General features: G+C 70.1%; 8 protein-coding genes. All 8 read left to right on the top strand.

From position 1 onward, the window contains the following. Positions 1-11 precede the first annotated feature (11 nt). Positions 12-1,706: a carbohydrate-binding module family 20 domain-containing protein gene (locus tag OHS70_RS08105; protein WP_328395161.1), complete on the top strand. Its 1,695-nt coding sequence runs from the start codon at positions 12-14 to the stop codon at positions 1,704-1,706. 96 nt (positions 1,707-1,802) lie between these two features. Then, positions 1,803-7,199, top strand: a complete 5,397-nt coding sequence (pulA, locus tag OHS70_RS08100) for a pullulanase-type alpha-1,6-glucosidase (RefSeq protein ID WP_328395159.1) — start codon at positions 1,803-1,805, stop codon at positions 7,197-7,199. 72 nt (positions 7,200-7,271) lie between these two features. Beyond that, complete coding sequence (locus tag OHS70_RS08095; RefSeq protein WP_328395157.1) at positions 7,272-7,670, top strand: cell division protein SepF; 399 nt, start codon at positions 7,272-7,274, stop codon at positions 7,668-7,670. Positions 7,671-7,726: 56 nt separating this feature from the next. Further along, a complete protein-coding gene (locus OHS70_RS08090) occupies positions 7,727-8,875 on the top strand; it encodes an AAA family ATPase (RefSeq protein ID WP_328395155.1) in 1,149 nt (382 codons plus the stop codon). After that, positions 8,872-9,219: a nucleotide pyrophosphohydrolase gene (locus OHS70_RS08085; protein WP_328395153.1), complete on the top strand. Its 348-nt coding sequence runs from the start codon at positions 8,872-8,874 to the stop codon at positions 9,217-9,219. The genes OHS70_RS08090 and OHS70_RS08085 overlap by 4 nt, the downstream gene beginning before the upstream one ends. 189 nt (positions 9,220-9,408) lie before the next feature. After that, positions 9,409-9,933, top strand: coding sequence for a DUF6099 family protein (locus tag OHS70_RS08080; RefSeq protein WP_328395151.1), 525 nt, complete (start codon positions 9,409-9,411; stop codon positions 9,931-9,933). 41 nt (positions 9,934-9,974) lie between these two features. Beyond that, a complete protein-coding gene (locus OHS70_RS08075) occupies positions 9,975-10,898 on the top strand; it encodes an LLM class F420-dependent oxidoreductase (RefSeq protein ID WP_328395149.1) in 924 nt (307 codons plus the stop codon). Positions 10,899-10,920: 22 nt separating this feature from the next. Further along, complete coding sequence (mmuM, locus tag OHS70_RS08070; protein WP_328395147.1) at positions 10,921-11,826, top strand: homocysteine S-methyltransferase; 906 nt, start codon at positions 10,921-10,923, stop codon at positions 11,824-11,826. Positions 11,827-11,831 lie beyond the last annotated feature (5 nt).

Raw genomic sequence — 11,831 nt, 5'->3', positions numbered from 1 at the left:
CAGGAGGAATCATGGCCCGCAGAACCGTGGCCGCTGCACTCGCCACCGTGGCGGGAGCCGCTGTGGCCGTCACGGCGCCCGCCCCGGCCCAGGCCACGCCGCCCGGCGACAAGGACGTCACCGCCGTGATGTTCGAGTGGAAGTTCGCCTCCGTCGCCAAGGCCTGCACCGACCAGCTCGGCCCCGCCGGTTACGGCTTCGTCCAGGTCTCGCCGCCCCAGGAGCACATCCAGGGCTCGCAGTGGTGGACCTCGTACCAGCCCGTCAGCTACCGGATCGCGGGCAGGCTCGGCGACCGCACCGCCTTCCAGAACATGGTCGGCACCTGCCACGCGGCAGGCGTCAAGGTCGTCGTCGACACGGTCATCAACCACATGGCCGCAGGCTCCGGGACGGGAACCGGCGGCTCCTCGTACACCAAGTACGGCTACCCCGGCCTGTACTCGTCGCCGGACCTGGACGACTGCACCGCCCAGATCACCAACTACCAGGACCGGGCCAACGTCCAGAACTGCGAGCTGGTGGGGCTCGCCGACCTCGACACCGGCGAGGAGTACGTCCGCACCAAGATCGCCGGCTATATGAACGACCTGCTCACCCTCGGCGTCGACGGCTTCCGCATCGACGCCGCGAAGCACATGCCCGCCGCCGACCTCGCCGCCATCAAGGCGAAGCTCACCGACACGGGCGTGTACTGGAAGCAGGAAGCCATCCACGGCGACGGCGAGGCCGTCTCCCCGAGCGAGTACCTGGGCAACGGCGACGTCCAGGAGTTCCGCTACGCCCGCGACCTCAAGCGCGTCTTCAACAGTGAGAACCTCGCCTACCTGAAGAACTTCGGCGAGGGCTGGGGCTACATGTCCTCCGGCAGGTCGGCGGTCTTCGTCGACAACCACGACACCGAGCGCGGCGGCGACACCCTCAACTACAAGGACGGCGCCAACTACACGCTGGCGAACGTCTTCATGCTGGCCTGGCCGTACGGTTCGCCCGACGTCCACTCCGGCTACGAGTGGTCCGACAAGGACGCGGGACCGCCGAACGGCGGCAGTGTGAACGCCTGTTACAGCGACGGCTGGAAATGCCAGCACGCCTGGCGCGAGATCTCCTCGATGGTCGCCTTCCGGAACGTGGCGCGCGGTCAGGCCGTCACGAACTGGTGGGACAACGGCGGGGACCGGATCGCCTTCGGACGCGGCGCCAAGGCGTACGTCGCCATCAACCACGAGAGCTCGTCGCTCAGCCGTACGTTCCAGACCTCGCTGCCGGCCGGCACGTACTGCGACGTGCAGAGCGGCAACCCGGTGACGGTGAACGGCTCCGGCCAGTTCACGGCCACCCTCGGCGCCGACACCGCACTCGCCCTGCACGTCGGCGCCACGAGCTGCAGCGGCGGCGGCAACCCCGCACCCGCCTCCGGCGCGTCCTTCAACGTCAACGCCACCACCGTCGTCGGCGAGAACATCTACGTCACCGGCAACCAGTCCGCACTCGGCAACTGGAACACCGGCAGCGCGCTCAAGCTGGACCCGGCGGCCTACCCGGTCTGGAAACTCGACGTGAGCCTGCCCGCGGGCACCTCGTTCGAGTACAAGTACCTCCGCAAGAACGCCTCGGGCAACGTCACCTGGGAGAGCGGCGCCAACCGCACCGCCACCGTCCCCGCCTCGGGCAAGGTCACGCTGAACGACACCTGGCGCAACTGACCCCTGCCTTCCGCAGCATCCGCCGCCCCGCCCCCGGTACCAGGGGCGCGGGGCGGCACACCCCTCTCCGTCACCCTCCTCGAGGAGAACTCCGTCTTGATACGCCCCCGCCCACGTCTGCGCTCGGCAGCGGCCGCCCTCGCGGCCGCCACGGTCGCGGCGCTCATCTCCGCCCTTCCGGCGGCGGCCGAGCCGAAGCCGCCCGCGCCGCCGTCGGACCGGTCGCTCGCCGACCGGCCCGCGCGTCACGATCTGACCCGCGAGCAGTTCTACTTCGTCCTGCCGGACCGTTTCGCCAACGGCGACCCGAAGAACGACCGCGGCGGGCTGACCGGCACCCGTCTCGCCACCGGTTACGACCCCACAGACAAGGGCTTCTACCAGGGCGGCGACCTCAAGGGACTCACCGAGAAGCTCGACTACATCAAGGGGCTCGGCACCACCGCCATCTGGATGGCGCCGATCTTCAAGAACCAGCCCGTGCAGGGCGAGGGCAAGGATGCCTCGGCCGCCTACCACGGTTACTGGATCACCGACTTCACCCAGGTCGACCCGCACTTCGGCACCAACGCCGACCTCGAGAAGCTCATCGACAAGGCCCACGCCAAGGGCATGAAGGTCTTCTTCGACGTCATCACCAACCACACCGCCGATGTCGTCGACTACAAGGAGAAGTCGTACGGCTATCTGTCCAAGGGCGCCTTCCCCTATCTCACCAAGGACGGCGTGCCCTTCGACGACAGCGACTACGCCGACGGCAGCCGGCCCTTCCCGAAGACGGACCGCGACTCCTTCCCGCGTACGCCCGTCGTCCCCGCCGAGAAGAAGGACCTCAAGGTCCCCTCCTGGCTCAACGACCCCACGATGTACCACAACCGGGGCGACTCGACCTTCGCCGGCGAGTCCTCCGCGCACGGTGACTTCGTCGGTCTCGACGACCTGTGGACCGAGCGTCCCGAGGTCGTCGAGGGCATGGAGAAGATCTACCGGCGCTGGGTGCGCGACTTCGACATCGACGGCTTCCGCATCGACACCGTCAAGCATGTCAACACCGAGTTCTGGACCCAGTGGGCCACCGCACTCGACGACTACGCCTCCGACCGCGGCCGCGACGACTTCTTCATGTTCGGCGAGGTCTACTCGGCCGACCCGGCCATCACCGCGCCGTATGTGACCGAGGGCCGCCTCGACGCCACGCTGGACTTCCCCTTCCAGGACGCCGCGCGGAACTACGCCTCGCAGGGCGGCTCGGCGGCCAAGCTCTCGAACCTGTTCGCGCAGGACTACCGCTACACGACCGACAAGGCCAACGCCTACGAGTCGGTGCCCTTCCTCGGCAACCACGACATGGGCCGCTTCGGCACCTTCCTCAGGCAGGACAACGCGAAGGCCGACGACGCGGAGCTGATCAAGCGCTACCGGCTCGCCAACGAGCTCATGTTCCTGACCCGCGGAAACCCGGTCGTCTACTACGGCGACGAGCAGGGCTTCACCGGTGCGGGCGGCGACAAGGACGCCCGCCAGACCCTGTTCGTCTCCAGGACCGCCGACTACCTCGACGACGACCAGCTCGGCACCGAGCGCACGCACGCCTCGGACGCATACGACGCCAAGCACCCGCTGTACCGGCAGATCGCCGAGCTCTCCGCGCTCACCAAGACCCACCCGGCGCTGCGTGACGGCATCCAGACCGAGCGCTACGCGGCCGACGGCCAGGGCGTGTACGCCTATTCCCGCATCGACGCGAAGTCGAAGACCGAGTATGTCGTCGCAGTGAACAACGCGACCGAGCCGAAGACCGTCGAGATCCCGACCGGCTCCGCGGCCATGGACTTCCGCTCGCTCTACGGCGGTTCCGCCACCGTCACCAGCGGATCCGACAAGAAGATCACGGTCACCGTCCCGGCGCTGTCCTCGCTCGTCCTCAAGGCGGCCGGCCCGCTCGCGGCCCCCGCCGCCAAGCCCGCCCTCACGCTCAAGGCCCCGGCCGCAGGCGCCACCGGCACCGTGGAGATCAGCGCGGACGTCGACGGCGGACAGCTGAACCGCGTCGTCTTCGCCGCCCAGGTCGGCAACGCCAAGTGGCAGGTGCTCGGCTCGGCCGACCATGCCCCCTACAAGGTCACCCACCGTGTCTCCGACCGGGTTCCCGCCGGAACCGCCCTGCGGTACAAGGCTGTTGTCATCGACAGCGCCGGCCGCACGGCGAGCGCCACCGCCGCCACCACCAGTGGTGCGCCCGCCGTGGAGCAGCCGCCGACCGCCGTCCAGCGCGACTACGCCGTCGTCCACTACAAGCGCGCCGACGGGGACTTCGCCGACTGGGGCCTGTACACCTGGGGCGACATCGCCGAGGGCGAAGGCACCACCTGGCCCGCGGGAAAGCCGTTCACCGGCCGTGACGCCTACGGCGCCTTCGCGTACGTCAAGCTCAAGCCCGGTGCCTCCTCCGTCGGCTTCATCGCCGTCAGCAAGGACGGGGTGAAGGACGTCGACGCCGACCGGGCGATCGATCTCACCAAGACCGGCGAGATCTGGATCGAGCAGGGCAAGCCGGAGGTGCGGAACACCGCGCCGGAGGGGGCCTACCCGCCCCAGGACACCGCTAAGGCGATCCTGCACTACAAGCGTGCCGACGGCGATTACAGCGGCTGGGGCCTCCACACCTGGACCGGCGCCGCGAACCCGACCGACTGGTCCAAGCCCCTCGAGCCCGTCCGCACCGACGCGTACGGCGCGGTCTACGAGGTACCGCTCGCCGCCGGAGCCACCTCGCTCAGCTACATCCTGCACAAGGGCGACGAGAAGGACCTTCCCGCCGACCAGTCGCTCGACCTCAAGGCCAACGGCCACGAGGTGTGGCTGCTCGCCGGCCAGGAGAAGTACCTGCTGCCGCAGCCCAAGGGCGGCGGCGCGGCCCTGGACCTCACCAAGTCCCACGCCGTGTGGATCGATGCCGACACCGTCGCCTGGAAGGGCAGCGACGCCGCCGCCTCCACCCAGCTCCTCTACTCCCGCGACGGCTCGATCGCCGTCAAGGACGGAGCCCTGACGGGCGATGCCCACTGGCTCCGCCTGAACAAGTCGGAACTCACCGCAGCGCAGAAGGCGAAGTTCCCGCATCTGAAGGCGTACCCCGCCTACACCGTCGACCCGCGCGACCGGGACAGGGTCCGCGAAGCACTCAAGGGCCAGCTCGTCGCCGCACAGCGGTCCGCCACCGGAGCCGTGCTCAGCGCCACCGGTGTGCAGATCGCCGGAGTCCTCGACGACCTGTACGCGGCGAAGGCGACCAAGGCGTCCCTCGGCACGACCTTCGACCGCAAGGGTGTGCCCACCCTGCGGCTGTGGGCGCCGACGGCCCAGCAGGTCACCCTCGAACTCGACGGCAAGGCCGTCGCCATGCACCGCGACAGCGCGAGCGGCGTCTGGTCGGTCACCGGCAACAAGTCCTGGAAGGGCAGGACCTACCGCTACGCGGTCAAGGTATGGGCGCCCAGCGTCCAGCAACTGGTCACCAACAAGGTCACCGACCCCTACTCGGTGGCGCTGACCGCCGACTCCAGGCAGAGCATCATCGCCGACCTGCGCGACAAGTCCCTTGCCCCGTCGGGCTGGTCGACGCTGAAGAAGCCCGCCGCCGTGCCGCTGCGGGACGCACAGATCCAGGAGCTGCACATCCGCGACTTCTCGATCGCGGACCCGACGGCCTCCGACAAGGGCACGTACCTGGCCTTCGCCCACAAGGACAGCAAGGGCACGAAGCACCTGCGCGCCCTGGCCGACGCGGGCACCTCGTACGTCCATCTGCTGCCGGCCTTCGACATCGGCACCATCCCCGAGAAGAAGTCCGACCAGCAGCAGCCCGACTGTGACCTGAAGGTCTATGCCCCCGACTCCGACGAGCAGCAGGCGTGCGTCGCCAAGGCCGCGGCCAAGGACGCGTTCAACTGGGGTTACGACCCGTACCACTACACCGTTCCGGAGGGGTCCTATGCCACCGACCCGGACGGGACCGAGCGCACGGTCGAGTTCCGCCGGATGGTCCAGGCGCTGAACCAGGACGGGCTGCGGACCGTCATGGACGTCGTCTACAACCACACCGTCGCCAGCGGCCAGGCGGAGAAGTCCGTACTGGACAAGGTCGTGCCCGGTTACTACCAGCGGCTGCTCGCCGACGGCACGGTCGCGACCTCCACCTGCTGCGCCAACACCGCTCCCGAGAACGCGATGATGGGCAAGCTCGTCGTCGACTCGGTCGTCACCTGGGCCCGTGACTACAAGGTCGACGGCTTCCGCTTCGACCTGATGGGCCATCATCCGAAGGCCAACATGCTCGCGGTGCGCGCCGCACTCGACGAGCTCACGCCCGAACGCGACGGCGTGGACGGCAAGAAGATCATCCTGTACGGCGAGGGCTGGAACTTCGGCGAGATCGCCGACGACGCCCGCTTCGTCCAGGCCACCCAGAAGAACATGGCCGGCACGGGCATCGCGACCTTCTCCGACCGGGCGCGGGACGCGGTGCGCGGCGGCGGCCCGTTCGACGAGGACCCGGGCGTGCAGGGCTTCGCCTCCGGTCTGTACACCGACCCCAACTCCTCGGCGGCGAACGGCACCCGGGAGGAGCAGAAGGCCCGGCTCCTGCACTACCAGGACCTGATCAAGGTGGGCCTGTCCGGCAACCTGGCCTCGTACTCCTTCACCGACACCAGCGGCCGCACCGTCAAGGGCTCCGAGGTCGACTACAACGGCGCGCCGGCCGGCTATGCCGCCGTCCCCGGCGACGCGCTCGCATACGCGGACGCGCACGACAACGAATCGCTGTACGACGCCCTCGCCTTCAAGCTCCCCGCGGACACCTCGCCCGCGGACCGGGCGAGGATGCAGGTTCTCGCGATGGGCACGGCGGCCCTGTCCCAGGGACCCGCGCTCTCCCAGGCGGGCACGGATCTGCTGCGTTCCAAGTCGCTGGACCGCAATTCCTACGACAGCGGCGACTGGTTCAACGCGATCCACTGGGACTGCAAGGACGGCAACGGCTTCGGCCGCGGCCTGCCGCCGGAGGCCGACAACAAGTCCAAGTGGGGGTTCGCGAAGCCGCTGCTGGCCGCGCCGTCGCTCACGGTGGGCTGCACGCAGATCGGCGCGGCGTCCGCCGCCTACCGGGATCTGCTCACGATCCGCTCGACGGAGCAGGCCTTCAGCCTGGACTCCGCCGACCAGGTCCGCTCCGCCCTCTCCTTCCCGCTCTCGGGCAAGGACGAGACCCCGGGCGTGATCACCATGCGACTCGGTGATCTGGTGGTCGTGTTCAACGCCACCCCCGAGGAGCAGACGCAGCGGATCGCCGAAGTCGCCGACAAGGCGTACCGGCTCCACCCCGTGCAGCGTTCGGGCGCGGACGAGATCACCCGGACGTCCTCGTACGAAAGGAGCTCGGGGACCTTCACGGTCCCGGCACGCACGGTCGCCGTCTTCGAGCGCGGCTGACGTCCACTATTCATCGCCCCCTCACCCGTGTCGTTGTTGGGCCGAACGGGTGAGGGGCGCGAGGATGGGGATATGAGTAGGTACGAAAGGTATGACGTCACCGACGAGCAGTGGGAAGGCCTGGCCCAGGTCGTGCCGCTGCGCGGACGCAACGAGTGGCCGTCGCGGGTCGATCACCGCACCGTCCCGCAGGACTACGCCGCCGCCGAGCAGCGCCGGTTCGTCGTGCTGAGGGTGCAGGTCTTCGCCGATGCGCGCGAGGTCGCCGAGTACCTCGTCCAACGCATTCCGGTGCTGTTGGATCTGACCGGCGCCGACACGGAAGTCGCCAAGCGGATCCTGGACTTCAGCAGCGGAGTCGTCTTCGGGCTGGGCAGCGCCATGCACCGGGTGGACCGCAATGTCTTCCTGCTCGCGCCGGACGGCACCGAGGTCGAGGGCATCGAGGCCGCAGCCGTCCCCCATTCGTAGGAAGGCCCTGACGGCGGAACGGTTCGGCGTGTTCCGGGCTGCGTAGCGTCCCCGTCATGGACGCGAACCCCTCCGCCGGCGGCCCGCAGGCCGCCCGTCCCACCGTCACCGAACTGCGGCTCGCCGCCTTCCGGGCACACCGGCAGGCGTCCTACCGCCTCGGCCCGCTGACGCTCTTCGCGGGTGCGAGCGGCAGCGGCAAGTCGAGCGTGCTGCAGGCGTACGAGGCCCTGACACGGCTCGGAGCCGGGGAGGAACTGGCCGCGGCCTTCCCGGACCCGGCCGGGTGCGTCCCGGAAGGGGCCGGCGCCGACCCGCAGGGGCGGCGCGGATTCCGGCTCGGCTGCACCGTCGAGGGTCCGGCCGGCACCGTACGGCTCGATCTCGCGGTGCAGGCCGAGCCGGAGCTGCGCGTCGTCGGTGAACGGCTGACCGGCGACGGCCGGACTCTGCTGAGCACCGCACTGCGCGACCCCGGGCGCACCACCGTGCAGGCGGCCTGGCACACCGCCGGATCCGCCGGAGTCACGCGCGCACCGCTGCCCGACGACCGGCTCGGCACGGCCCTGCTGCCGCTGCGGGTGGCGGGCAGGACACAGGAGCAGTTGCATGTGATCGCCGCCGCCGAGCAGGTGGTGCTGGCGCTGCGGTCCGCCTTCGCCTGCGACCCGCAGCCGCACCGGATGCGCAGACCGGTGGCCCCCGGCGCGGGCCGGCTGCGCCGCGGCTGCGACAACCTCGCGGAGGTGCTGCACCGCACCCGGAGCGAGTGCGCGAAACGGCATGCGCGGCTGGCGGCCGCGGCGCGCGGGGGCTGCATGGGCGAAGTGGCGGATCTGGTCGTGGAGGAGCTCGCGGACGGTACGGTGCAGGCACTGCTCAGCCGGGGCGGCGGGCGGACGGCCACTCCCGTCGGGCGGCTCGGCGAAGGGGAGTTGAGGTATCTGGGCCTCGCGCTGGTGCTGCTCACCGGGCCGGGCGTGCTGGCGATGGACCAGGTCGCCGAGGTGCCGCCCGCGTATCAGTCGCTCACGGTGCTCGCCGACGGTCTCGACCGCTGCCTTGACGCGGCGCAGCGGCGTGAACTGGTCTCCCTGGCCGCGGAGATGTGCGCACGTGGGCACATCCGGCTGGTGGGGACGCTCGCCGATGCGACGTTTGCGCGCGGGATCCGTGGCGTGACAGTGGTAGACCTGGGGCCATGACGGAGGACGAGGGACCGGGCGACGGTGTACCTGATGTGGCGCGGCTGCAGCGCCGGCTGGCCGAGTTCGCGGCGGCACGGCACTGGGAGCCGTACCACACGCCCAAGAATCTCGCGGTGGCGCTGAGCGTCGAGGCTTCCGAACTGGTGGAGATCTTCCAGTGGTTGACGCCCGAGCAATCGGCGCGGGTGATGGAGAAGGAGAGCACGGCGCACCGGGTGCGCGACGAAGTCGCGGATGTGCTGGCGTACCTCCTCCAGTTCTGCGAAGTGCTGGGGATCGATGCGCTGACGGCGCTCTCCGAGAAGATCGACCGGAACGAACTGCGCTTTCCGGCGAAGTGACGCTGAGGTGACGGCAGGCCGCTCTGCCGGTGCCGCCACGGAGTGTTGTCACTCTATGGAGTTGCCGGGTTATCCACAACGGCTGTGCTGTCCACAGATTTCGGAATTCCTCTGGCGTTTCGGCTCAAGCGGCTTCACTCTGGGTAATGAACTGAGTGGGCAGAAAGTCGTACGAACGGGGGTGCGTACATGGACGCGGAACGGCTCGTCACGCTCAGCCGTGACGCTCTGGCACACAGCCGAGAGGTGCCGGACATCGTGGCGGAGGCATGGCAGGCCCAGGCGCTTGCCCAGGCGATCGGCAGCAGCCTCGCCCTGAGCGGGCCGCAGTGGCTCAGAGGAGAGGCGCGGGCGCTGAGCGAGATCGGCGGCCGGGCCTGCGGGGTGCTCGACCACCCCATGGTGCGCAGCGGCGGCGTGCGGGCCGCGCAGCTGACCCAGGTGACCGACGCCCATGCCGCGTTGACCGCGCTGCACGTGCTGCTGGGGGAAGTGGGGATGGCGCTGGTCGGGGTCGCCTGCGCCACCGACGACGAGGCGCTGTACTGGCAGTGCATCGAGGCCATAGACGCGGCCGACGAGTCGAGCGACCGGGTGCGCGGCATGATGCGCCGGCTCGCGGCGCACCAGCTGGACCGGCCTCCTGACATCGTGCGCGGCAGAGCCGGCCCCGAACGGCCGGTCGCCGAGATGGACCAGGCCGCCGGCACCTGACGGTCAGCTCCGCCGGGCATCCGACGGTGCAGGATGGATGCATGGATCTTCGAATCTTCACCGAGCCCCAGCAAGGGGCGAGCTACGAGACCCTGCTGACCGTTGCCAAGGCCACCGAGGATCTCGGCTTCGACGCGTTCTTCCGCTCCGACCATTACCTGAGCATGGGCTCGTCCGACGGGCTGCCCGGCCCGACGGACGCCTGGATCACCCTGGCCGGGCTGGCGCGCGAGACCAAGCGCATCCGCCTCGGCACCCTGATGACCGCGGGGACGTTCCGGTTCCCGGGTGTGCTGGCCATCCAGGTCGCCCAGGTCGACCGGATGTCGGGCGGCCGCGTCGAACTGGGCCTCGGCGCAGGCTGGTTCGCCGACGAGCACCGGGCCTACGGCATCCCCTTCCCCGCGGAGAGGTTCGGACGCCTGGAGGAGCAGCTCGCGATCGTCACCGGACTGTGGGCCACGGAGGCGGGCAAGACCTTCTCGTACAAGGGGCAGCACTATCAGCTGACCGACTCACCCGCACTGCCCAAGCCCGCCCAGGCCAAGGTGCCCGTGCTGATCGGCGGCCACGGGGCCAGGCGCACTCCCCGCCTTGCCGCGCAGTACGCCGACGAGTTCAACATTCCGTTCGCGTCGATCGAGGACAGCGAGCGTCAGTTCGGCCGGGTCCGCGCCGCCACCCAGGCCACCGGACGGGCCGCCGACGAACTGGTGTACTCCAACGCGCTGGTGGTGTGCGTGGGCAAGGACGATGCCGAGGTGGCGCGCCGGGCCGCTGCCATCGGCCGTGATGTGGACGAACTGAAGACCAACGGCCTGGCGGGATCACCGGCCGAAGTCGTCGACAAGATCGGCCGCTATGCGGCGATCGGGTCGTCCCGGATCTACCTTCAGGTCCTCGACCTCGGCGATCTCGACCATCTGGAACTGATCTCGTCCCAGGTCCAGTCCCAACTGGGCTGACCGGCCGGCACGAGGAGCACCCGTGGAACCCGTCCGTACACTCGCCGCCGCGCTCGCCGACGGCGTCCTGCTGCTCGACGGCGGCCTGTCCAACCAGTTGGAGGCGCAGGGCTGTGACCTGTCCGACGCGCTCTGGTCGGCGCGCCTGCTCGCCGACGATCCGGAGCAGATCGAGGCCGCGCACACGGCGTACGCACGTGCCGGCGCACAGGTGCTCATCACCTCGAGTTACCAGGCGACCTTCGAGGGCTTCGAGCGACGGGGCATCTCCGGGGAGCGCGCCGCGGCACTGCTGCGCCGCAGCGTCTCGCTGGCCCGCAGCGCGGCCGCCGCCGCGCCGCACGAGGTGTGGGTCGCCGCATCGGTCGGGCCGTACGGCGCGATGCTCGCGGACGGCAGTGAGTACCGAGGGCGGTACGGGCTGAGCGTGCGGGAGCTGGAGCGCTTCCACCAGCCGCGGATCGAGGCCCTGGCTGCGGCGGAGCCGGACGTGCTGGCCCTGGAGACCGTGCCGGACACGGACGAGGCCGAGGCGCTGCTGCGGGCGGCCGACGGGTGCGGCGTGCCCGTCTGGCTCTCGTACACCGTCGCGGGCGGCCGTACCCGGGCCGGTCAGGAGCTGGCCGAGGCGTTCGCCCTGGCCACCGGCCGGTCAGAGGTGATCGCGGTCGGCGTGAACTGCTGCGAGCCGGCCGAGGCGGCCTCGGCGGTGGGCCTCGCGGCAGCGGTGACGGGCAAGCCGGCCGTCGTGTACCCCAACAGCGGAGAGCAGTGGGACCCCGCCGCCCGCAGCTGGCGCGGCGGGTCGCTGTACGACCCGGCCCTCGTGCGCGACTGGCAGGCGGCCGGGGCCCGGCTGGTCGGCGGCTGCTGCCGGGTGGGCCCGGACCGGATCACCCAGCTGGCGCGGCTGCTCGGCAGGAACTGACGCGG

The sequence above is a fragment of the Streptomyces sp. NBC_00390 genome, from assembly GCF_036057275.1.
In the GTDB taxonomy this organism is placed as follows: domain Bacteria; phylum Actinomycetota; class Actinomycetes; order Streptomycetales; family Streptomycetaceae; genus Streptomyces.
The sequence above is the reverse complement of the archived record's forward strand: the minus strand, read 5'-3'. Positions and strand labels throughout refer to the sequence as shown.

Coding starts and splice junctions, on each gene's coding strand:
- OHS70_RS08105 (WP_328395161.1), top strand. CDS start 12: ATGGCCCGCAGAACCGTGGCCGCTGCACTCGCCACCGTGGCGGGAGCC.
- OHS70_RS08095 (WP_328395157.1), top strand. CDS start 7,272: ATGAGTAGGTACGAAAGGTATGACGTCACCGACGAGCAGTGGGAAGGC.
- OHS70_RS08090 (WP_328395155.1), top strand. CDS start 7,727: ATGGACGCGAACCCCTCCGCCGGCGGCCCGCAGGCCGCCCGTCCCACC.
- OHS70_RS08085 (WP_328395153.1), top strand. CDS start 8,872: ATGACGGAGGACGAGGGACCGGGCGACGGTGTACCTGATGTGGCGCGG.
- OHS70_RS08080 (WP_328395151.1), top strand. CDS start 9,409: ATGGACGCGGAACGGCTCGTCACGCTCAGCCGTGACGCTCTGGCACAC.
- OHS70_RS08075 (WP_328395149.1), top strand. CDS start 9,975: ATGGATCTTCGAATCTTCACCGAGCCCCAGCAAGGGGCGAGCTACGAG.